This window comes from Haloarcula sp. R1-2, assembly GCF_011627385.1.
GTDB classification, from domain to species: Archaea; Halobacteriota; Halobacteria; order Halobacteriales; family Haloarculaceae; genus Haloarcula; species Haloarcula marismortui.
Genome location: NZ_JAANTG010000001.1, coordinates 114,593 through 136,841, shown reverse-complemented (window position 1 = coordinate 136,841; position 22,249 = coordinate 114,593). Strand labels below are relative to the sequence as shown.

Here is a 22,249-nt window from a genome sequence, read left to right as displayed (position 1 = left end):
TACCGCTGTTGACTCGTTCGAGAAGCGGGAGACATAGAAGTCACAGTAGTGTACTCATGAGGGGCCCTACACCTATTCTACGGCCTCGAACGTCCACTCCGCTCCGAAAGGTGTCGTCCGGTAGTCCCACCGTCTGTCCGAATCCGGCTCCGTCACCAGTTCGATGGTTCTAGTTTCTCCAGCGGGAATCCGCTGTGTGAAGGGGCCATCGGCGTCAATGTACCACGTATCGGCGGAATAGCTGGCAAATAAGCCTGACTCTTCGGGTGTTTTGAACTCGAAGATAGATTTGAACATTCCGGCGCTGTCACCCACATTTTCGACCTCCATCGCAACTGTTGCTTCATCGCCTGTAACATCCTCCGGTGGCACATCGATATTCGCCAGTTCGAACTCGGGGAAGCCACCGGGAGACTGTAGCGGGATTTCGATATCAGCGACCGCACTCCCCTCAGCGAGGTTTATGCCGAATGTGAGGTCGTCAATCTGAGCCTTCGGGACAGCGTAAATCAGGTGGCCGCTGTAGGTCTGTCCCGGGTTGATGTTCTCCCCGGCTGCATTCGTTCCGTCACGACCTGCGGCCGACTCGCTCACGAAGCTCGATTCGGGAACAACAAAGTCGTCTTTTGACACTGTCTTTGCCTCACCCGTTCCATTCTCGAACGTAACGCTCAGAATCAGCAGGATATTATCTGAGACCGTTTCGCGGATAGCATGTGCAGTGTTGTCGCCTATGGTCCGTTCGCCAGGAGACAACTCGTAGGCTATCATCTGTTCATAGGTCATATCGGACACTGTGGCCTGAACCCCACTCGCAAGCTCAATGGTTTCCCCAGTGCTCCCCTGCTTCGGGAGGACCGACACGGTTGACGTGACTGTATCGTCGACAGCGTAGAAGTCCGAAGACGTTTCAAACGCCCATGCACCGGCGTAGTTGGCGTCAACACGATAGCTATGCGAGACTTCTTCGCCGGATTTCAGGCCATCAGCGTTGACGGTAACTGTCTGTGGCTCAGTGGCACCCGATTCTGAATGGACGAACTCGATGGTCGCATCCCCGGAGATCGGCTCGCCACCGACGTTGACAGCAGTCACGTCACCCTTGATGGTGTCACCGAACGCGACCTCTTTTGGCCCACTCACTGAGAGCAATTTCAGTCGCGCCGGTGCTTCCTGGTCTACTTCATACGTGGGTTCGGGCGTTGATGTTGACTCGTTTCCGTCTCCCCCGTCGCTACCACTGCATCCGGCAAGGCTGAGTGCAGCCATGCTGCTTCCAATCGTACCGATGTATGTTCGTCGGTCCATGTACTACTGGGATTATATACATATACAAATATGTTTTCTTTTAGTTATTTATTTGTCAAATATGAATGTATAACAGCTTATCATCCAAAATAAAATCTTGTAGATTTATTTGAGTCAATCGACTGTCAGGATAGCGGATACCACTGGTTTGCCTACCGTCAGCGTCTCCGACGGGCACGACAAGGGGGTCCGACCAACGTCCTGAGACAGCGACGGACCAGCGGCAAGTGACAAGCGTCCCGGCCCGCCGGAAAGTGACGCAGTTCGGTGGATATACCAGACGAACGGCCCACTGGCGGGGCAGTGGAGTCATTGCGGGACGAATCGGCCGATCGTGCGGGATGGGATAGTGTGCGTTTCTGGTGGCGAGACGACGGTCCATGCCGTTGACCGAATTGCCGGAGAGCGTGTCTAGAGCTACTCGTTCGAACGGTCGCTACGGGAGATTCAGACGACAGCTGACACAGTTGTCTGCTGGACCCGGAGCGATGACGCGACCGGTGTGCACGCGCTTTCTTTCGGCGGCGACCCGATATGGAGCGGCATCAGTCGGGGAACAACGACCCCCCTAACGGTCACAGATTCTAGGACGTATCTCGGGACACAGACCAGGTACACCGTGCAGCTCGGAGGCTGAAAGCGCGAGTGCGCACCACACCTGTTCAGCGGGGTGCTGCACCGAACGGCTGATGCAGCAGTTGCTTGCGAACTTGTTTGCGACAGTAATGTGCTCGGTCAGGGATTTGAACCCTGGTCCTCGGCTCGAAAGGCCAAGATGATTGGCCGGACTACACCAACCGAGCGTACTCAACCGTTCCGGGTGGACCAATTTAACCCCATCGAAATAGACGCTACCTGAGGATGCGTACCACAGGCGTGTGGCTAGCGTAAGCAGACCATCCCCGAGACGTCTCCAGCAAAAAGATGGGACGTATTTGCTCGGCGGACGTCTGTCTGGTATTACTTCCCTTCGAAGTCCGGCTCTCCGTCGCCCATGAACGCGTTGATGCCCTCCATCACGTCGTCGGTCCCGATGAGGTGGCCGAAGGCCTGTGATTCGACTTCGAGGCCAGCGTCGATGTCGTCGCGGCCGGCGAGCATGGCGCGCTTGGTGAGTTTCTGTGCGACCGGCGGGCCGGCGGCCATGTCTTTGGCCATCTCCAGCGCCCGCTCGTGCAGAGCGTCGTTGTCGACGACCTCGTTGATGAAGCCGTACTCGGCCATCTCGTCGGCGTCGTAACGGTCACCGGTGAAGATAATCTCCTTGGCGCGGCCTTCGCCGACGATGCGAGCGAGGCGTTGCGTGCCGCCCCAGCCCGGCAGTAGGCCGAGGTTGTGTTCTGGCTGGCCCAGTTCGGAGCGTTCCGAGGCCACGCGGAGGTCGGCACAGGTCGCCAGTTCCATCCCGCCGCCCAGCGCGTAGCCGTCGATTCCGGCGACGACTGGCATCGAGCATTCCTCAAGCTTGCCGAAGGTTTGCTGGCCCTTGCGGGAGAGTTCAATAGCGTCCAGCGGCGTCGCGTTCGAGGCCATCGCCTGCACGTCGGCCCCGGCAGAGAACGCCTTGTCGCCGGCTCCGGTCAGCAGGATGGCACGCACCTCGTCGTCATCTTCGAGCAGGTCGACGGCGTCGGCAAGGTCGTCCATCAGGTCCGGGCTGACGGTGTTCATCCGGTGTGGACGGTCGAGTTCGATGTGACCGACCATGTCACCGGGATATTCGACGGTGACGTTGTCGAACTCCGCCGGCGCATCGTCGTCGCTGCCGTAGAAACCGCCTGCCTCGGCGGCCTCTCGGAGGCCGTCAGCGACGGCATAGCGCTCCGCGCCGGTCTCCTCGTGGGTTTCCTCGAGTGTGTCGATAAGCGTCTCCAGACCGGTCTTGTCGGCGATTTTTGCGGGACCGTCCGGGAAGCCGCCGCCAAGCTGGACAGCCTGGTCAATGTCTGCAACGGGAGCCACGTCGTTCTCGACGAGTTTCCCGACCTCGTTTGCCATCACGGCGACGAGGCGGTGCTCGACATCTTCGCGGCCGGCATCCGTCGGAATATCGACGCCGCCGTTCTCATAGTCGTAGAAGCCCTTCCCGGTCTTCTTCCCGAGTTCCTCGTTCTCGACCTTCTCTTCGAGCAGCGGACACGGGGCGTACGGCTCGCCGAGGACCTCGTGCATGTACTCAAGCACGTGCAGCCCCACGTCGTTGCCGACCTGGTCCGAGAGTTCGAACGACCCCATCGGTAGGCCCATGTCGAACTTCGTCGTCGAGTCGACCTCGGCGATGGTCGCCGCGTCGTCGTGGACGAGCCACGCGGCCTCGTTCATCAGCGGGACGAGGATGCGGTTGACGATGAATCCCGGCGAGTCCTTGCGGACGCGGACCGGTGTTTTGCCGAAGTCTTCGGCAAGCGCCTCGATGGCTTCCAGCGTGTCGTCGCCCGAGTGTGCGCCGGAGATGACCTCGACCAGTTGCATCCGCACCGGCGGATTGAAGAAGTGCATCCCACAGAACTGCTCGGGCCGCTCGGTCACTTCCGACAACTCCGTGATGGAGAGGCTGGATGTATTGGTGGCGAAGATGGCGTCTTCGGGCGCGTGTTCTTCGACCTCTGTGTACACGTCCTTCTTGATCTCCATTTTCTCCGGCACGGCTTCGATGACCACGTCGACGTCGCTGACTGCTTCCTCGACATCGACCAGCGGCGTGACGCGGTCAAGCGCCGCATCGGCTTCCTCCTGGGTGAGCTGGTCTCTCTCGGCCAGCTTGTTCAGCGACCACTCGATGTTGTCGTAGCCGTCCTCGACGAACTCGTCTTTGATGTCTCGCATCCGCACGTCGTAGCCTGCGAGCGCGGCCACTTCGGTGATTCCATGGCCCATATTCCCGGCACCGAGCACGGCGATAGTGTCAATATCCTCGAAATCCATGACATATCGTTCCACTGCCGGCCGAGGCTTCAACGTTTCTCTCATTAGAAAACCACTCTCCAGTTTATTTCGGATTACAAACCATTAATGCATATCACGTCAACACACCACATATGGACTTCGGACTGACAGAAGAGCAGCGACAGATACAGGACGAGATAGCCCGGTTCGCGGAAAACGAAATCAAACCCGTCGCGACCGAGTACGACACTGAAGAGAAGTTCCCACGAGAAATCGTCGAAAAGGCCGCTGAGATGGGGCTAACCGGGGCGAACATCCCGATGGAGTATGGTGGCGCAGGCTACGATACGCTGACGAACGCCATCATCGCCGAGGAACTGTTCGCGGCCGATCCCGGTATCGGTCTGAGCATCCAGTCGGCCGCGTTCGGTGCTGACGCCCTCATCGGGTTTGGCTCAGAGGCCCAGAAGGAGGAGTACTTGGAGCCCGTTGCCACGGGCGACGCCATCATGGGCGCGGCCATCTCCGAACCCGACACCGGCTCGGACGTGTCGTCGGTGTCGACGCAGGCGCGAAAGGACGGCGACGAGTGGGTCATCAACGGCAACAAGATGTGGATCACTAACGGCTCGGTCGGCGACTACTTCGTCGTGCTCTGTGAGACTGACCCGGACGCGGAGGGGCGGTACAACGGCTTCTCGCAGATTCTCATTGAGTCCGACCGCGACGGGTTCGAAGCCGAGAAGATTACGGGGAAACTGGGTATCCGTGCGTCGGATACCGCAGAACTCATTCTCAACGATGTGCGCGTCCCCGAAGACAACCTTGTGGGAACGCGCGGGGCCGGCTTCCTCCAGATAATGCAGTTCTTCGACGAGACCCGGACCGGCGTGGCCGCACAGGGCGTCGGTATCGCTCGCGGGGCCGCCGAGCGCGCGCTGGAGTACGCCCAAGACCGCGAGCAGTTCGGCCAGTCCATCTCAGAGTTCCAGGCCACCCAGCACAAACTCGCCGAGATGTTCACCGAAATCGAGGCGGCACGCCAGCTAACTCACAAGTCCGCCTGGAGCGTCGACAACGACGCCGACAAGCTCACCCAGCTGGCCTCAATGGCCAAAGAAAAGGCCTCCCGCGTCGCCGTCGAAACAGCCGACGAGGCCGTCCAGATCCACGGCGGCGCTGGCTACGTCAACGACTTCGACGTCGAGCGGTTCTACCGCGACGCCAAGATCACCCAGATCTACGAGGGGACGACCGAGATCCAGAAGAACATCATCGCCCGAGAACTGCTCGGGAAGGGCATGACGTAAACTACCCCACCCTACTTCGCTCGGTCTGACGACCTCGCTTCGTTGAGGGTGGGGCTTTCGCGTGGACTCCCGCTCTGGCCGGAATCTCCGGCAGGAGTCTCATACTCTCCGTTCGCGTTCAACGTCCCGCGATTCAAGCGCACGCCTACGGGTGCGCCTCCACCGTCCCCAGTTTGGTTACGACGGAGATACCGCAAACCGATGTTTTTTGCCGCATTGTAGTCGGCGTGGTTCTCGTAGCCGCATTTCAGGCACACGAACGCCTCGCTGTCGCGGTTGTCCGGGTGGGTGAACCCGCAGTGTGAGCAACGACGTGACGTGTTTTCCGGGTCTACCACTGCCACATCAATGCCGTGCAACTCGGATTTGTATTTCACGTACTCGTACAACCGCTCGAACGCCCACTTGTGGCCCCACGACGCTTCGGGGAGTCGGTCACGGATGCCGCTCAACTCCTCGAAGGCGATGATCGTACACCCGTTCTCGGCGGCTTCTTCGATGATACCGTTGGCAATCCGGTGGAGCATCAGTTTGAACCGGCCCGTTTCCTTCCCTCCGACCGACTGGATATTCTCGTGAGCGGCCCGCGTGCCACACTGCTGGAGCGAGCCACGCCGCTCCTCGTACTCGCGCCTCCAGTGGTCGAACTCGTGGCCGCTCCAGAACGTCCCTGTCGAAGTAACAGCGAGTTGGTTCACGCCGAGGTCAACGCCGAGGACTGTCCTGTGCCCGGTCGTCGCCTGTTTCGGCGTGTCAGACTCCACCTCCGCCTTTGTACGGAGATGAAGGAACCACTGGCCGTCTCTGTGGTGCAGTTCTGCGCCCGTCACTTGGTAGTCGTCGCTGTCGAGATACCGACTGTGTGGTGTGTCGCGGTCGGCGGCGGGAAGGAGGTACTCGACTTCGATACGGCCCTCAACGGTCGCCAGCGACACGTACTCGTCGTGGAATGTCGCGCACCGTTTGTCGTACACCACGGTCGGACTCGTGAAGTGCGGTTTTCCCGCGTACTCGCCCTGCTTCCAGCGGGCGACGGCGCTCTGTACGGCGTCGGCGGCCTTGTTGCGAGCGTTCTGGACGAGATTCGCGTGCAATCGTGTTTGCTCACGCACGTCGTCGTAGGTTTCTGCCTGCAACTGGGCCTTGCTCGTCGTTTTGTATTCGCCCTGCCATGCGTGGTCTACGACGTAGTTGGCGGCCCACAGAAATTCATCGACGGTTTCGCGGAGAAGTGCGGCGTCGTTGCTGTCCACGTCGAGTTTGACTGAAACAGTGCGCCGCACTTCCATGGCTCAGACGTGTGCTCGGTGTTTTATCAGCGTTGGGGAGAACAGACGGCAACAGTCCGTGGTCTGTGTCCGGGTTGTCGGCTTCCTCTCCGGCCTACTCGTTCGCTTCGCTCACTCCTTGAGGCCGGAGGCTCCGCCTCGAAACTGCATGATTTTTGCCTCGGTCACCGCTTAGTGGCCTGTGGACCTCCCGCTGCTTTCTTTAATTGCTGGTCGAACCACTGCTTTTTAAGCTATCGAGCGTCGTAGTTGTGGTAATCATGGGCGACCGAACTTCACGCCACGTTGCTCGCCCGCTTCGAACCACAGGCAGTCACCGCTTCTCCCGTCGCTGTTGTCGATTCTAATGTCCAGTGCTTCGGCCCGGCCAGCCGTCCCGTCTACAGACGACACCACCCACACTACACACCATGTTTGACCGACTGAAAGCGGATATTCGTACAGCACTCACAAAGGACCCGGCGGCGACCAGCGCGATGGAGGTCGCGCTCACGTACCCCGGCCTGCACGCGATCTGGGCCTATCGTGTCGCCCACTGGCTCTGGGCGAACGACCGAGCGTTGCTCGCCAGACTCATCTCCCACGTCGCGCGGTTCCTGACCGGCGTCGAGATCCACCCCGCCGCGGAGATCGGCGAGCGCGTGTTCATCGACCACGGGATGGGCATCGTCATCGGGGAGACGGCCGAAATCGGCGACGACGTGCTCCTGTACCACGGTGTCACCCTCGGCGGCACGTCCATGCGCCGCGAAAAGCGCCACCCGACGGTCAGGGACGGCGCGACCATCGGCGCTGATGCCTCGATAATGGGGCCGATCACCGTTGGAGAGAACGCGTCCGTCGGCGCTGGCGCAGTCGTCGTCGATGACGTGACCCCGGAAACGACAGTCGTGGGCAACCCGGCGGAGCCTGTCGGCGCTGCCGGTGTCGCCTCACCAAATCCGGACCCTATCATCGCTGACGGCTAACGGCGACAGATACGTTCTTTTCCGTCGAGTCAGTATCACAGAGCCATGAGTGACTCGCCACATGAGGTGTTACGCGCAGACCCCGATATCGGGCCGCTGGTCGAGACACACGGCGAACTCACGCTCGACCCGGCGTCGGACCTTTTCGAGCGGCTCGTCGTCTCGATTCTCCGCCAGCAAGTGTCGATGGCGTCGGCCGCCGCGACACGGGAGCGACTGTTCGACGCCGTCACCGTGACACCGGCGGGCATCAAAGACGCTGACAACGACCTCCTCCGGGACGCCGGGCTCTCGCGGCAGAAAACCCGCTACGTCAACGAGGTCGCCGATGCGTTTCTGGAACACGGCTACTCGCTGGAAACGTTCGAGGACGCCGCCGACGAGGAGATCCACGAGGAACTGACCGCCATTACGGGTGTCGGCGACTGGACCGCAAATATGCAACTCCTGTTCGCGTTCGGCCGAAAAGATGTGTTCCCAGTCGGCGACCTCGGCATCCGCAAGGGGTTCGAGGCCGTCGTCGGTGACGGGTACAGCCGCGCGGAGATGCGCGAGTACGCCGAGCGGTGGTCGCCGTATCGGAGCTACGCGAGCCTGTATCTGTGGCGGGCCAGCGAGGATATCGCCGAAAGCGTCGCAGAAGTGCGCGAGGACTGAGACGGCTCGAAAGCTGGTACGAACGCGTCGCTACTCTTCGCTCTGCTCTTCTTCCTCTGTTTCCACGTCTGACTCGTCGTCCGCACGGCGGGTCACGTCGACCTGATAGTGCTTGAGGATGTCCCGACCCAGCAACAGCGGATAGTCCATGTGCCCGCGGTCTTCGACGCTGGCGGTGACGGTGTGCTGGGTCCCGCCGACGCCGACGACGAGGTCGACGACCGGGCGCGAACGACCGGACTTGAGGCTCCCTGATTTGATCTTCACGATGTCGAGAATCGGCCCCGTTCCGATTTCCGCGGCGAGCTTGGCGTCGATACTGGTCCGGGTCGCGCCGGTGTCTGACTTCGCGAGGACGGACTTGGTCCCCTGCGTTCCGGTGACGACAACCTCCTCGATATAGCCGACGACGACGTTCTCCTGTGCTTTCGGCTGTGGCTTCTTCGGCGTACACGCAGGCTTGGAGTCGTCAAGCCGGTCGGAGAGTCGCTCGACGGTTTCATGATCGACACTCCCGCCGGCCCGCTCGATGGCGAGCTGAGCGATGTACGGGGCAGGGCTGACGCCGCTGGCCTTGAACAGGCCACGGAACCCGGCAGTGGGGTTCACTTCGAGCACGTAGTAGCCGTCATCGCTCTGGACGATGTCGACGCCGGCGTAATCCAGCCCGATAGCCTCGACCGAGTCGAGCGCGATTTCCCTGACTCGCTCGGGGAGTTCACCCGTCATGTCCTCGACCTCGCCGCCGAGCGCGACGTTCGTCCGCCACTCGCCCTCGGGCGCATAGCGGTTCATCGCCCCGACGATCTGGTCGCCGACGACGTACACGCGAAGGTCGTGGTGGCGCTGCTCGTCGTGTTCCATGTACTCCTGTAAGAACGCGTAGCGGCCACCGACCTGTGCGTTGACCTGGTTTTCCAGATCGACCATCCACGTCCCGCCGCCGTGGGTGCCGATGGCCGTCTTGTACACCGCACGATCACCGAAGCGGTCCCGTTCCTCGTTCAGCAGGTCACTCGATAGCGCGAGCAGGGCGTCCGGGACCGGAACGCCGGCATCGGCCAGCGCGGCAGCGCTTGCGAACTTGTGGAGGGCCGTCGTCGCCGCCATCGGCTCGTTCAACGTCGGTGCGAGCCGGCTGATAGTCATCCCGAGGCCGATCCCTTCCGCGGGGTGTTCGTCGCTGGAGAGCAGCAGCCGATTTGCGACCACATCAACGGCGGGCTCGAGCGTCATTTCGCCGTCGGTAACGCTTATCGCGGTGTTTTCGGCGCGAAGCCACTCCGTGTCGTAGCCCATCTCATCGACTGCGTTCAGGATGGCCTTCGACTCCTTGCTGGAGTGGAGGCTGAGAACGCCGACAGTAATATCCTGGTCGCTCATGCTGTCGCCTTCTGCCGGCCGCAGTATAGATGTACGGATATGTAATACGGGACGACTCTACCGGGGGACCGCCTTGCCGGAGGGGTTTTAGCCGCCGCCTCTCGTTGTGATGGCATGGACGAGGCCGAGCCGTTCACCTACGACGGGGGAATCGTTGCGCCGGGCGAAACCCGCAACATTCGCTACACGGTCAGCGAGACGTATCTGGGGGATGCCGTCCGGATGCCGGTTACCATCGTCAACGGGAAGCGGCCCGGTCCGACCGTGTTTCTCACTGCAGCGGCACACGGCGACGAACTCAACGGCATCGAGGTCGTTCGAGAGGTCGCCCACGAATGGAACCACGACGGGCTGGCGGGGACGCTGATCTGTCTGCCGGTGCTGAACGTCCCTGCATTTCTGGCACAGGAGCGGTACCTGCCGATCTACGACCGCGACCTGAACCGCTCGTTCCCCGGCGACCCCGAGTCGACGAGCGCGAAACGGATGGCCCACGAGATTTTCCGGAACTTTCTGGCTCCCTGTGACGTGGGCCTCGACTTCCACACGTCAACGCGCGGGCGGACGAATATGCTCCACGTCCGGGCGGACATGGACGACCCGAAGGTTGCGCGGGTCGCAAACGCCTTCTCGTCGAACGTCATCATCTCCTCGGACGGCCCGTCGGGGTCGCTCCGGCGGGAGCTGAGCGATTCGGGCGTCCCGACGATCACGATAGAGATGGGCGAAGCCCATCGGTTCCAGCGACCGCTCATCGACTCAGCGCTGGAGAGTGTGCGGTCGGTGCTTGCGGAGTTTGGTCTCCGGGACTCCGACACCGTCCGGTGGCCGGGCTGGCGGACAGTCATCGACGACAGCGGCGAGAAAACCTGGATCCGTGCGGACTCGGGCGGACTGGTGGATATGCACTACGACCGCGGTGACCTGGTGTACGAAGACGACGTGATCTGTACGATCGCCAATCCGTTCAAAACGGAGAATACACTGATGCGTGCGCCGTTTACCGGCCTGCTGGTCGGCATCCTTGAGAACCCACTGGTGTATCCCGGCAACCCTCTCTGTCATCTGGTCCGACTTGATGACCGGACACAGCGAGCTATCGAGTGGAACCGCCGGGCTGACGACGACGATTGGTAACTGCAGAGTAGTCAATTGACGAACGTCTTCGGACGAGATTCCGGCGATACGCGTCCATTGTAGAAACTACTATCTGTCCCCGGACTAACCCCCCAGTGTATGAGTCAGTCTTACAATCGCGGCACCGTCGAGGACTTCGGACGGTGGCGGGAGTTCACGGCCGGGATGTGGGCCTGGATCTTCCACAAGTTCACCGGCTGGGTTCTCGTGGGCTACCTGTTCACCCACATCGCGGTGCTGAGCACTTCGGTCGGCGTCGATCCGGCGAGCGCGCAGGCAGGCAGTGACCTCTACACCAGCACGCTCAGCGGCCTCGAATCGCTGCTGATCGTCCGGTTCCTTGAAGTCGGCCTGCTGGCCGTCGCCGTCTTCCACATCCTCAACGGGATTCGACTGCTGATGGTTGATCTCGGCGTGGGGCTGGAATCGCAGGACAAGAGCTTCTACGCGTCGCTCCTGCTGACCGGCGCAATCGTCATCGCAAGCGTGCCGACGTTCCTCGGGGGGAAACTAGCCTGATGGCACAGCACTACTCCTCCTTTGACCGCGGCGGGCGTCGCTGGCTGTTCCAGCGCCTGACGGCGGTGTTCCTCATCGGCGTGCTCGCGTTCCACTTCATGCTGTTGCACTTCGTGAACCACGCTTCGGATATCACGTTCCTTGGCACGCAGGCTCGGATGAGCCAGGTCAGCTACTTTGCGACGATGTGGCTGTTCCTCGTGACCGCGACGTTCCACGGCGTCAACGGCGTGTACAACGCGCTGGTCAATCAGGGACTCACCGGTTCCCAGAAAAACGCAGTCAAATACATGCTCGGCATCGCTGGTCTCCTGCTCGTCGTGCAGGGGACCCGCGTGTCGCTGGCCATGACGACCCTCGTCTGAACTATGAGTACGCAAATCGAACAACAGGAAACCGAGACGGAGGCCGACGAGGAAACAGAGCCCGAAGTCGAATCACCGGGCGACCGTCGGCGCGCACAGCGAGACGAACGACAGGCACAGGAGCAGGCCCAGCGGGAAGTCGAAGAGGAGACGCTCGACGACGACGACACGATCACGCTGAAAGTGTTCCGCTACGACCCCGAAGTCGAGGGGAAGCAGGAACCACGCTTCGACGACTTCCGCGTTCCGTTCCACAAGGGCATGACCATCCTCGATGCCCTCATCTACGCACGGGACCACTACGACTCCTCGCTGACCTTCCGACACTCCTGTCGACAGGCCGTCTGTGGGTCAGACGCCCTGTTCGTCAACGGACGACAGCGCCTCGGCTGCAAGACGCAGATCTCCGAGCTTGAGGACCCGGTCCGCATCGAGCCGCTGCCCCATCAGGAGGTCGTGAAGGACCTCGTCGTCGATATGGAGCACTTCTACGACCAGATGGAGGCCGTCGAACCGTACTTCGATGCCGACGAGACCCCGGACGACAAGCTCGAAGAGCAGCGCCAGACCCGGGAGAACCGCGAGAAGGTCAAGATGTCCACGCGGTGTATCTGGTGTGGCGCGTGTATGTCCTCGTGTAACATCGCCGCCGGCGACAACGAGTACCTCGGCCCCGCCGCTATCAACAAGGCGTACCGCTTCGCGATGGACGAGCGCGAGGGCGAGAACCGCAAGCAGGAACGCCTCCGTATCATCGAGCAGGAACACGGCGTCTGGCGCTGCCAGACCCAGTTCTCCTGTACCGAAGTGTGTCCAAAGGATATCCCGCTGACCGAGCACATCCAAGAACTCAAGCGGGAAGCGGTCAAGAACAACCTGAAGTTCTGGTGAATTCAGGGTAGCATTCCTTCTGCAGAAAGCCGCTAGTTGTCAGGTACGCTGTGTCTGTCGCCACCTGTCATTGGTCAGTTGTTTCAAAAGCGTACGCGCTTCCTCCACGACTAAAGTCGTGGGCTTCCGCGCTGCTCCCGCTGTGACCCAGAGTAGCCTGAGACAGTCACTATAGGGACATAGGCCCACAGTGCGTTCAGGAGCTATCAAGATTTATTGGCAACTCTGGACAACTATTCAACAAATGTCCCTCCCTGCGGTCATCAGGAAAGATTTCAACGACGCAATCCGCTCAGGAACGTTCCTCGCGACCACCCTGTTGTTCGTCCTCGTCGCCGGATTCTGGGCGGCGATTCAGCACGTCCCGCTGACGGCTTCGGCGAGCGATGTCCCGACTAGCACGCTGGCGCTGCTCAACAGTATGGGTCAGCCGATGAGTTTCTTTGTCCCACTGCTGGGGTTAGGCATCTCCTATGCCGCTATCGCCGGTGAGCGCGACAGCGGGAGCATCAAGCTCCTGCTCGGCCTGCCGAACTCGCGCCGTGACGTTATTCTCGGGAAGTTCATCGGCCGGTGTGCCGTTTTGACTATCGCTATCCTCGGCGGCTATTTTGTCGTCGCTGTCTTCGCACTGTTCACCTACGAGTCATTTGCGGCCGTCAAATTCGTGCTCTACACCATCTTGACGGTCTTCTACGGTGCGGTCTATGTCGCAATTGGTATCGGCTTCTCGTCGATACTGAAGTCTCAGTACACGGCGGTTATTGGTGCGGGGGGACTGTACATCCTCTTTCAGCTCGGGTGGGACGTTGTAACAGCTATTCTGCAGGTCATCACTGTCGGCTACACGCCCCCAGATTCCGGTGCACCTCCGTGGCTGATTGTCGTCCACGCTCTCAACCCGACTGCGGCAGTCGGCTACGCGGCACGGGCGATAATCCCCACGTTCGACGAAATAATGTCCTACCCAGTATCGGCTTCATTCTACCCTCCGAAGTGGGCCGGATTCGCCATTCTTGGGGGCTGGCTCGTTCTATCACTCGGGTTCGGCTACATTCGGTTCCAGTCGGCGGATATAATGTAAAGTTGCACAGTCCGACAACGATGATGGCGTGGTGCGTCCGTTCTCCACTCTGTACTGTCGTGGTCGGGCTCGCCTGTTACTCCCGTCTGGCCGTCGCCGGCGCGAGAATCGCTGTCACGGCCTTGTTCATCGGCGCATCACCCCGGCCTCGGCCGGGTCATCGGTCGCCGGGAGGACGACCGCCATATCGCCGTGGATACTCTCGACCTACAGCCCATCAGTTTGGAGTGCAGCTAGGTGGTCGCCTCTCGCAATGAGGTGGACCTTGTGGCCTGCGTGTGCCAGCCGAGCGCCTAGATGACCGCCAATACCGCCGACGCCGAAGACACAGAGTTTCAGACTCTGTAGGCTTACAGCGGACCGGAGCAAAGGGACTGCGGGCAGTCTGTCGCGGCAAAGCGCAGGCGCCCCCACAGCGGTCAGGAGTTCCGACAAATGAACTCGAATCGCGCACCGCCGCTCTCGCTGTCAGTCGCGATGACCTCCCAGTTGTGTGCGTCGACGATCTGTTCGACGATACAGAGCCCGAACCCGGTTCCGTCATCGGCCGTTGAATAGCCGGGTTTGAACAGGTCTGCAGTCCCGTCGGGGAAGCCCGCCCCGTCGTCCGTGACGTAGAATCCCCACGATTCTGTCCCGACAGTGACGGTTACGTCGTCGCCACCGTGTTCGACAGCGTTCCGAAAGAGGTTCTCCAGTAATTCCAGCATCGCACCTTCGTCGGCTTTGATGCTGTCGTCGGCCTCGGTTTCAAGCGTCGCATCCTGCGTGTCGACCATCGACCAGGCCCGCTGTGAAAGGGCGTTGAGGTCGATTGTCTCGATTTCCGCGGGATTAACGCCCTGTTTGGCGAGCACGAGCAAGTCATCGATGAGCGTGTACATCCGGTCGATGCTCCGCTCGGCACGCTCGAAATGTGCTTCTTCGCCTGTCTCACGTGCGAGTTCGAGCGAGCCGTCAAGGACGTCCAGCGGGTTCCGTAGGTCGTGACTAATCGCGTCCGAGAATCGCTCAAGACGCTGGTTCTGTCGTTCGAGTTCCTGTTCGCGCTGTTTCCGTGCGGAGATATCGCGGGTCGTCACGACGACGTGGTCTTCCAGCGGGCCGTTCGTGACTTGCTGGCCGCGGGACTCCGCCCAGATCCAGTCGCCATCTGCGTGGCGGTACCGGTGCTCGATGACGGCGACGTACCCCGGTTCGTCTATCATCCGGCCGAACTCGGTGAGCGCGTTCGGGAGGTCGTCCGGATGGACGTATCCAAAGAGGTCCGAATCCTGCATCTCGTCTTGCTTGTAGCCGAGGACGCGTTCCACGGACGGACTGATGTACTCAACGTTGCCCTGCTCGTCGAACACAGTGAGCACGTCGGAGGTATGCGTGACGAACTGGCGAAACTGGGCTTCGAAGCGCGGTCGGTCGCTGACATCGCGGGAGGTGAACACCCGGCAATCGCGGTCCGTCTCGGTGTCCCCTGAGACGGTTGTTTCGAGCCAGACCCAGTCACCGTCGGCGTTCCGGAACCGGTACTCAGTCCCGTCGTCTTCACGCTCGCCGGTAAGTGTGGCGAGGACACGATCTGTATCCGCTGGGTGGACGAGATCCAGCCAGTTCGTGCCGACAAGCGACTCCATATCGTACCCCAGTACGCGTTCGATTGCTGGACTTACAAACCGTATTGTCAATTCCTCGTCAGTAACTGCCAGCACCGTGGGTGCCTCAGCTAACACCGCTTCGAAATCGTCAGTTGACGTGAGGTACTGGTCTGGCATCAGGTTTGAAGCGGGTCAACGCCCGTGGTAGGACTGTCTGTGGGGTCCGATATCAGTAGTTGGTTCCTAAGTATTCACAGCACGTGATATAATTCCATCGGAGGGAACAAAACTCAGTTCGTCTAATAGTTCGTCCCGATAGCAGAAGCGGAATGCGGCCCATCGGTGACGAAGCTCTCGGTAACGCAACAGGGAGGCTTAAGTTTGGCTAATCCTAAGCCGAAACCACGCCAAGAGACACTCTCACAATGTACGAACACGATGTCATCGTGGTCGGCGCGGGTGGCGCTGGCCTCAGGGCGGCTATTGCAGCGAACGAAGAGGGTGCAGATGTTGCCCTCGTGACCAAGCTCCATCCGGTTCGGAGCCACACAGGTGCCGCGGAGGGTGGAATCAACGCCGCCCTTCAGGAAGGGGACTCCTGGGACCTCCACGCGTACGACACGATGAAGGGGTCCGACTACCTCGGCGACGCCCCTGCCATCGACACCTTCGCCAAGGACGCTCCGGAAGAGGTCATCCAGCTCGAACACTGGGGGATGCCCTTCTCGCGTGAGGACGACGGCCGCGTCTCTCAGCGACCGTTCGGTGGCCTCTCCTATCCGCGGACGACGTACGCGGGTGCCGAAACCGGTCACCACCTGCTGCACACGATGTACGAACAGGCGGTCAAGCGCGGCATCGAGGTGTACGACGAGTGGTACGTGACCCAGCTCGCGGTCACCGACCACGACGACCCCGAGGACCGTGTCTGTCACGGCTGTGTCGCCTACGACATCAAGTCCGGCGAAATTCAGGGCTTCCGCGCCAACAACGGCGTGATTCTCGCAACCGGTGGGCTGGGACAGGCCTTCGACCACACCACGAACGCCGTCGCCAACACCGGCGACGGCTGTGCGATGGCCTACCGCGCCGGCGTCCCGATGGAGGACATGGAGATGATCCAGTTCCACCCGACGACGCTGCCGTCCACGGGCGTCCTCATTTCTGAGGGGGTTCGCGGTGAGGGTGGTATCCTCTACAACGACAACGAGGAGCGGTTCATGTTCGAGCACGGCTACGCCAACAACGAGGGGGAACTGGCCTCCCGCGACGTGGTCGCCCGTGCTGAACTGACGGAGGTCAACGAGGGCCGTGGCGTCGAGGACGAGTACGTCGACCTCGACATGCGCCACCTCGGCGAGGAGCGCATTCTCGACCGCCTTGAGAACATCCTCCACCTCGCGGAGGACTTCGAGGGCGTCGACGGCCTCGACGAGCCGATGCCGGTCAAGCCCGGCCAACACTACGCCATGGGCGGCGTCGAAACCGACGAGAACGGCGAGACGTGCATCGACGGCCTCTACGCGGCCGGCGAAACTGCGTGTGTTTCGCTGCACGGCGCGAACCGGCTCGGGGGCAACGCCCTGCCGGAACTGCTCGTGTTCGGTGCCCGGGCCGGCCACCACGCCGCCGGCAAGGACATGAAGACCGCCGAAATCCAGACTGGCCCGTCCGCCAAGAGCGAACCCGGCGACGTGGAGCCGCCGGTCGACCCCGGCGCAATCGACGCCAGCAGCGGCGACGTCGCCGCCGACGGAGCCGCCATCGAACCGAAAGCGGTGCTCGAAAGCACTGTTGAGCAGGAACGCCAGCGCATCGAGGACCTCATCGAATCCGACGGCATCAACCACGCCGAAGTCCGCGCAGACGTACAGGAGACGATGACTGACAACGTCAACGTGTTCCGGACTGAAGAAGGCCTTGAGAAGGCCCTTCGGGACCTCCGGTCGGCGCGCAAGGAGTACGAGAACGTCGCCGTCGAAGACCCGTCCCGGACCTACAACACGGACCTTATCCACACCATCGAGACTCGCAACATCCTCGACGTGGCCGAGGCCATCACGCTCGGCGCGCTTGCCCGCGAAGAGTTCCGCGGCGCACACTGGCGTGCTGAGCACCAGGAACGCAAGGACGAGGAGTGGATCAAGCACACGATGCTTGCCTGGAACGAAGGACAGCCAGAGCTGTACTACAAGCCCGTCATCCTCGAAGGCGACGAAGAGACCTACGAACCGAAGGTCCGGTCGTACTGACGACCTGACCGTCGGCTGCAATATCTGTTTCTGCGAATTTCAGGGCGCGCCGACGAGAACGAACGTGCTCTCGGTGTCGCCGTTGTGGATTGTCCGTTCCGCCTCCGGCGGGAGCTTGATTGCGTCGCCCGCTTCCAGAGACACGCTTTCGCCGTCAACCTCGACGGTGGCTGTCCCCTCGACGAGGATGTACACCTCCTCATGGCCTTCGTCGGCGTGATCGTGTGGCTTGCCAGTCCAGCCGGCCTCACAGTCCAGTACAGTGACGCCGACCTGCTCACAGTCCAGCGGGTCTCGGAGGAAGTGCATCGCATCTGCGACCGGTTCCACGTCGGTGTAGTTGACTTTCGTGTAGCTCACATCCACTGCTGTCGCTGGCCAGCACAAAGTAAGTTGTTGTGAATCCGAAAAGAAAGAGCGCAGGGGCGATACCACTCACACCCTGTGCGTTGCCGCTGGAAGGCACAGACCAGCGTCCGGTTAAATCGCAGCAGAGTATCAGGAGTTTTGGGTGCGGAAACACCCGGAATCATCACTTACTTGGTTGTCAGGAACGTATTATAGATAGCTTGGAAGGGTGGCTCAGTGGTAGAGCGCTACCAACCAACATGCCAGAATCGGTTGGTGGTTACCCCGCAAAGGGCTCCGCGTGGTTCGACTCCCGCCCCTTCCATTTTTGTGTCTCGCTGATAGCGACTGCAGTCTGTTTTCTCAGCAGCACCTCAGTCGGCCGTATCTGATGGGTCGCTAACCAAGAACTACGGTACCGCTGAAAGTTGGAATTGACTGTCGGCGGTGAGGTAGTGCAAGGCGTCGATGTGGGAGCCGACGCCTCACAGGAAGTGGAAAGGTAAGGAATGTGGGGGTGGGGGGTGGGGGTGGTGCGGCACCGGTATGGTGCCTGTTAGAAACAATGCGGGGAGCTGTATAAAAAGTCACCGCTATGGTTATCATATCTGATTTTTCGATAGCTCGCCAGTACCGGATTCCACGCCATTGGTGCAGAGAATATTCGGAGAAATAGCGGCGCCGTATCCCGGTTTCAGTTAGCTACTTATGGGTGAACAATACAACGCTCCCGTCGTTGATCGTTGTACAGAGATCCATCTCGAAATCAAGATTGAGGGACGTGAACTCCTGCTTGCAGACGACCATATCGTCGAACGGTTCTTCACAGGACGGACAGGCCACGGCCGTCGTGTTCTGGTAGGAAGCGATCGCCTCGTTATCCTCGCGCGGCGTTAGCGACGAGCGGAGTTCGTCAAAATCGTCCATGTTCGGGCTACCGCGGGCGTACGGCATAAATCATACGCCGCCCCAGCACCAAGGTATTAAAGTTGACTTGTGGTAATACAACCACAATGAGTTCACTCGGTGGCGGCACGCGCTTTGCACTCGTCGCAGGAACCACGGAAACCGCAGGTCGGGCGGGGATCAGCGCCGCCGGAGCCGATCCCGAACTAATGTCGGTAACGCCCGCCGCAGACGCTGAATTAGTGACATACGGCACACCAGTTCGGACGGACGTGACACCAGTCAGTCCGAGCGGCTGTCCGACGCCGGCACTTGTGACACGGGCCGCCCGAGAAGTCCTTGGATTTGATGTCACAGTTGTCGATGGCGGACTGGCCGAGAAAACGGGGGCGCCAACAGTCTCAGTTGGCGCACGCCCGGGAAAAGACATCGCAGAGCAGGACCCGGTGTCGACGGCCCACGGGGCGTTCGCGGCCGCCAGACAGTTCGGCCAGTCGCTCCCGGCCGACGAGCTGTATCTGGGCGAAACCATTCCCGGCGGTACGACGACGGCACTCGGCGTCCTCCGTTCGCTGGGCGAGGACGGGATGGTCTCCTCGTCGCTCCCCGAAAACCCCACAGCGCAGAAATCGGAGGTGGTCGCCGAGGGACTGCAAGCAAGTTCGCTGGAGCCGGGCGACGCCGCAAACGAACCGAAACGGGCGGTCCGCCGGATGGGTGACCCCGTTCTGGCAACGCTCGCCGGGCTGACCGCAGGGGCCGTCGAGAGCGATACCGCAGTGACGCTGGCCGGCGGCAGCCAGTGCGTCGCCGTCGCTGCGCTGGTCCGCCACGGCGGCTACGAGGGACCGCTCGGACTGGCGACGACAAGCTACGTGGCTGACGACGAGAGCGCCGACGTGCGGGCGTCGGTTGACAGACTCGACCTCGACCTGACGGTAACGGACCCCGGCTTCGACCGGAGCGACCACGTCGCGATGGAACGGTTCGTCGCCGGCGAGGCCAAGGAGGGGGTCGGGATGGGCGGCGCGCTGGCGCTGGCCGACCGCGCCGGCATTCCGATGGCAGAGGTTCGGGACCGCTTTGCGGCCATCTACGACGACCTGATTGGCGATGCGCCCACAGCAACGGCCGAGGAGAGGACATGAAGATGGAGGGGTTCGTTCTCGCCGGCACAAGCTCCGGCGTCGGCAAGACCGTTGCCACGCTGGCGACCTTGACAGCGCTCGAAGACGCCGGGTATCAGCCCCAGCCGGCCAAGGCTGGCCCGGACTTCATCGACCCGAGTCATCACGAAGCACTCGTCGACACGCCGTCGCGGACGCTCGACCCCTGGCTTGCGGGCGAGGACGGGATGCGCCGGACCTACTGGCGCGGTGCGGGCGATATCTGCGTCGTGGAGGGCGTGATGGGGCTCTACGACGGGACGAAGACATCGACGGCAGCGGTCGCCGAGGGGCTGGACCTCCCAGTTGTTCTGGTCGTAGACGCGAAGGCTGGCATGGAGAGCGTCGCCGCGACAGCGCTCGGGTTCGCACAGTACGCCGACCGCATCGGTGTCGACATCGAGGTGGCCGGCATCCTCGCACAGCGCGCCCACGGCGGCCGGCACGCCGACGGTATCAGGGACGCGCTTCCCGAGGATCTTACGTACTTCGGTCGAATTCCGCCGATGTCAGACCTTGAGATTCCCGACCGCCATCTGGGGCTACATATGGGCTCAGAGGCCGGGCTCGACCGTGACGCACTCTCGACAGCGGCAGAGACCATCGATATCGAGCGGCTGGTCGAAACAGCACGGGCACCACCGGAAGTCGCGACTACGGAGCGAAATACTGGCGACTCGCCGACTGACCGCCGGGTCGCCGTTGCACAGGACAGCGCGTTCTGTTTCATCTACCCCTCAGTACTCGAACGACTCCGGTCTGAGGCGTCCGTCGAGCCGTTCTCGCCGGTCGCCGGTGACTCAGTGCCTGATGCCGATGCGATATATCTGCCCGGCGGCTATCCAGAACTCCACGGCGAGTCGCTCGAAACCGGCGGGACACTCGACGAGATAGCCCGTCGTGCCGCCGACGGCGTCCCCGTCTACGGCGAGTGTGGCGGGCTGATGGCGCTGTCGGAGTCGCTGACGACGACCGACGGCGACACCTACGAGATGGCCGGTGTTCTCCCCGCAGACATCGAGATGCAGGACCGGTATCAGGCGCTCGACCACGTGGAGCTAGAGGCACGGGCGGACACCGTTGCGGCCACGTCGGGGGCGCACCGCCGCGGACACGAGTTCCACTACTCTGCAGCGACCCTCAGCAGCGATGCGTCGTTCGCTTTCGACATGGTTCGGGGCGACGGTATCGACGGCGAACACGACGGCCTCACAGAATACAGCACCATCGGGACGTACTGTCATTGCCACGGCGAAAGTGGCGCGTTCGACCGTCTGCTTGCAGTGCCTTCGAAGGATATCTGACGTACGGCCCGCCGTCGGACGCGTGGCTGACTGCCCGCAACCTTTTTTTCGACAGACAGCGTCGTTCTGATAATGAACGAGTTGCGCGACCTACTCGGAGACCTGGTCGCAGACGTCGACGCCGTGTTCCTGTTTTCCCCGAACGCGTCGTTTTTCGAGGAGTTCGACGACGTCGACGAAGAAATCGTCGTTGTCGGCCCGGAGAACACTCTCGATGCGGAACCGTTTGTCGAGCTACCGATCGATTTCACCGACGTTGAAGGCCGCCTCCGCTTCGGTATCGAGGGCGCACTGGAGCAGGGCATCGTCGACGAGGGCGACGAAGTGCTCTGTGTGACCGAGGTGCTGGACGGGGCCGAGAACACGCTCGTGCGGGTCCAGACCAACGATTTCTCACCCTCCGGCGTGTACGACATGTTCGTCAACTCGCGGGCGGACGCAAGTGTCGTCCGTGATGTCTTCGAGGTCGCCATCGAACTGGGGAAGAAAGGCCAGAAGGGCAAGCCTGTCGGCGCTCTGTTCGTCGTCGGCGACGCCGGCAAGGTGATGAACAAGTCCCGGCCGCTGTCGTACAACCCTTTCGAGAAGTCCCACGTCCACGTCGGCGACCCCATTGTCAACGTGATGCTCAAGGAGTTCTCGCGGCTCGACGGCGCGTTCGTCATCTCCGACGCCGGCAAGATTGTCTCCGCATACCGGTATCTCGAACCCTCCGCGGAGGGGGTCGACATCCCCAAGGGCCTCGGGGCCCGGCACATGGCGGCCGGCGCGGTCACCCGTGACACCATGGCGACGGCTATCGTTCTCTCCGAGAGTGACGGGCTCGTACGGGCGTTCAAAGGCGGGGAGTTAGTCCTCGAGATCGATCCCGAGGAGTACTGAGG

Annotated in this window: 20 protein-coding genes and 2 tRNA genes; 13 read left to right on the top strand and 9 right to left on the bottom strand. The window is 61.4% G+C overall.

Annotated features, from left to right (window positions below):
• Nucleotides 1-72: 72 nt before the first annotated feature.
• From G9C82_RS00700 to G9C82_RS00690, 3 genes are all read right to left on the bottom strand, one after another.
• Nucleotides 73-1,308 carry a DUF4352 domain-containing protein gene (locus G9C82_RS00700; RefSeq protein WP_004961023.1) on the bottom strand — a complete coding sequence of 412 codons (1,236 nt, stop codon included), beginning with the start codon at nucleotides 1,306-1,308 and terminating at the stop codon, nucleotides 73-75.
• Between the two features lie 728 nt (nucleotides 1,309-2,036).
• Nucleotides 2,037-2,111, bottom strand: a tRNA-Glu gene (locus G9C82_RS00695).
• Nucleotides 2,112-2,268: 157 nt separating this feature from the next.
• A complete protein-coding gene (locus G9C82_RS00690; protein WP_127013101.1) occupies nucleotides 2,269-4,233 on the bottom strand; it encodes a 3-hydroxyacyl-CoA dehydrogenase/enoyl-CoA hydratase family protein in 1,965 nt (654 codons plus the stop codon).
• Nucleotides 4,234-4,346: 113 nt separating this feature from the next.
• Here G9C82_RS00690 and G9C82_RS00685 point away from each other — a divergent pair, with 113 nt between their 5' ends.
• Nucleotides 4,347-5,504, top strand: a complete 1,158-nt coding sequence (locus G9C82_RS00685) for an acyl-CoA dehydrogenase family protein (protein ID WP_011223436.1) — start codon at nucleotides 4,347-4,349, stop codon at nucleotides 5,502-5,504.
• 11 nt (nucleotides 5,505-5,515) lie between these two features.
• Here G9C82_RS00685 and G9C82_RS00680 read toward each other — a convergent pair whose 3' ends face one another.
• Entirely contained in the window at nucleotides 5,516-6,793 is a 1,278-nt protein-coding gene (locus G9C82_RS00680; protein WP_127013100.1) for an RNA-guided endonuclease TnpB family protein, read from the bottom strand.
• A gap of 410 nt (nucleotides 6,794-7,203) precedes the next feature.
• Here G9C82_RS00680 and cysE point away from each other — a divergent pair, with 410 nt between their 5' ends.
• Together cysE and G9C82_RS00670 are read left to right on the top strand one after the other, a co-directional pair.
• The gene (cysE, locus tag G9C82_RS00675; protein ID WP_007190163.1) at nucleotides 7,204-7,761 is read left to right on the top strand and encodes a serine O-acetyltransferase; all 558 of its coding nucleotides are present in this window, start codon (nucleotides 7,204-7,206) and stop codon (nucleotides 7,759-7,761) included.
• A gap of 45 nt (nucleotides 7,762-7,806) precedes the next feature.
• Nucleotides 7,807-8,418 (top strand): DNA-3-methyladenine glycosylase, encoded by a 612-nt coding sequence (locus G9C82_RS00670; RefSeq protein WP_004961011.1) that lies wholly within the window; start codon nucleotides 7,807-7,809, stop codon nucleotides 8,416-8,418.
• Nucleotides 8,419-8,448: 30 nt separating this feature from the next.
• On the opposite strand, the gene G9C82_RS00665 is transcribed toward G9C82_RS00670, so the two are convergent.
• Nucleotides 8,449-9,801 carry a RimK family alpha-L-glutamate ligase gene (locus G9C82_RS00665; protein WP_127013099.1) on the bottom strand — a complete coding sequence of 451 codons (1,353 nt, stop codon included), beginning with the start codon at nucleotides 9,799-9,801 and terminating at the stop codon, nucleotides 8,449-8,451.
• Nucleotides 9,802-9,915: 114 nt separating this feature from the next.
• On the opposite strand from G9C82_RS00665, the gene G9C82_RS00660 reads away from it, so the two are divergent.
• From G9C82_RS00660 to G9C82_RS00640, 5 genes are all read left to right on the top strand, one after another.
• Nucleotides 9,916-10,938 (top strand): succinylglutamate desuccinylase/aspartoacylase family protein, encoded by a 1,023-nt coding sequence (locus G9C82_RS00660; RefSeq protein WP_127013098.1) that lies wholly within the window; start codon nucleotides 9,916-9,918, stop codon nucleotides 10,936-10,938.
• 99 nt (nucleotides 10,939-11,037) lie between these two features.
• Nucleotides 11,038-11,457 (top strand): succinate dehydrogenase, cytochrome b556 subunit, encoded by a 420-nt coding sequence (gene sdhC / locus G9C82_RS00655; RefSeq protein ID WP_004592522.1) that lies wholly within the window; start codon nucleotides 11,038-11,040, stop codon nucleotides 11,455-11,457.
• Nucleotides 11,457-11,822: a succinate dehydrogenase hydrophobic membrane anchor subunit gene (locus tag G9C82_RS00650; protein ID WP_004592521.1), complete on the top strand. Its 366-nt coding sequence runs from the start codon at nucleotides 11,457-11,459 to the stop codon at nucleotides 11,820-11,822. The genes sdhC and G9C82_RS00650 overlap by 1 nt, the downstream gene beginning before the upstream one ends.
• Before the next feature lie 3 nt (nucleotides 11,823-11,825).
• Nucleotides 11,826-12,713: a succinate dehydrogenase/fumarate reductase iron-sulfur subunit gene (locus G9C82_RS00645; RefSeq protein WP_011223441.1), complete on the top strand. Its 888-nt coding sequence runs from the start codon at nucleotides 11,826-11,828 to the stop codon at nucleotides 12,711-12,713.
• Between the two features lie 244 nt (nucleotides 12,714-12,957).
• Nucleotides 12,958-13,797, top strand: coding sequence for an ABC transporter permease (locus G9C82_RS00640; protein WP_007190160.1), 840 nt, complete (start codon nucleotides 12,958-12,960; stop codon nucleotides 13,795-13,797).
• A gap of 207 nt (nucleotides 13,798-14,004) precedes the next feature.
• Here the strand turns inward: G9C82_RS00640 and G9C82_RS00635 are convergent, their stop codons facing one another.
• Nucleotides 14,005-14,211, bottom strand: a complete 207-nt coding sequence (locus tag G9C82_RS00635; RefSeq protein WP_241244061.1) for a 2-dehydropantoate 2-reductase — start codon at nucleotides 14,209-14,211, stop codon at nucleotides 14,005-14,007.
• 5 nt (nucleotides 14,212-14,216) lie between these two features.
• A complete protein-coding gene (locus tag G9C82_RS00630; protein WP_007190159.1) occupies nucleotides 14,217-15,566 on the bottom strand; it encodes a PAS domain-containing sensor histidine kinase in 1,350 nt (449 codons plus the stop codon).
• A gap of 248 nt (nucleotides 15,567-15,814) precedes the next feature.
• Between G9C82_RS00630 and G9C82_RS00625 the strand changes: the two genes are divergently transcribed.
• On the top strand, nucleotides 15,815-17,641 hold the full coding sequence (locus G9C82_RS00625) for an FAD-binding protein (RefSeq protein ID WP_007190158.1): 1,827 nt from the start codon (nucleotides 15,815-15,817) through the stop codon (nucleotides 17,639-17,641).
• A 39-nt stretch (nucleotides 17,642-17,680) separates the two neighbouring features.
• Here the strand turns inward: G9C82_RS00625 and G9C82_RS00620 are convergent, their stop codons facing one another.
• Nucleotides 17,681-18,001: a cupin domain-containing protein gene (locus G9C82_RS00620; RefSeq protein WP_007190157.1), complete on the bottom strand. Its 321-nt coding sequence runs from the start codon at nucleotides 17,999-18,001 to the stop codon at nucleotides 17,681-17,683.
• A gap of 211 nt (nucleotides 18,002-18,212) precedes the next feature.
• On the opposite strand from G9C82_RS00620, the gene G9C82_RS00615 reads away from it, so the two are divergent.
• Nucleotides 18,213-18,314 (top strand) — tRNA-OTHER (locus G9C82_RS00615).
• 377 nt (nucleotides 18,315-18,691) lie between these two features.
• On the opposite strand, the gene G9C82_RS00610 is transcribed toward G9C82_RS00615, so the two are convergent.
• The gene (locus tag G9C82_RS00610; RefSeq protein WP_049919159.1) at nucleotides 18,692-18,916 is read right to left on the bottom strand and encodes a hypothetical protein; all 225 of its coding nucleotides are present in this window, start codon (nucleotides 18,914-18,916) and stop codon (nucleotides 18,692-18,694) included.
• Nucleotides 18,917-19,002: 86 nt separating this feature from the next.
• On the opposite strand from G9C82_RS00610, the gene G9C82_RS00605 reads away from it, so the two are divergent.
• From G9C82_RS00605 to dacZ, 3 genes are all read left to right on the top strand, one after another.
• Nucleotides 19,003-20,043 carry a nicotinate-nucleotide--dimethylbenzimidazole phosphoribosyltransferase gene (locus tag G9C82_RS00605; RefSeq protein ID WP_127013097.1) on the top strand — a complete coding sequence of 347 codons (1,041 nt, stop codon included), beginning with the start codon at nucleotides 19,003-19,005 and terminating at the stop codon, nucleotides 20,041-20,043.
• Between the two features lie 2 nt (nucleotides 20,044-20,045).
• Nucleotides 20,046-21,365: a cobyrinic acid a,c-diamide synthase gene (locus G9C82_RS00600; protein ID WP_127013096.1), complete on the top strand. Its 1,320-nt coding sequence runs from the start codon at nucleotides 20,046-20,048 to the stop codon at nucleotides 21,363-21,365.
• A gap of 72 nt (nucleotides 21,366-21,437) precedes the next feature.
• Nucleotides 21,438-22,247 carry a diadenylate cyclase DacZ gene (gene dacZ, locus G9C82_RS00595; RefSeq protein WP_127013095.1) on the top strand — a complete coding sequence of 270 codons (810 nt, stop codon included), beginning with the start codon at nucleotides 21,438-21,440 and terminating at the stop codon, nucleotides 22,245-22,247.
• Nucleotides 22,248-22,249: the final 2 nt, after the last annotated feature.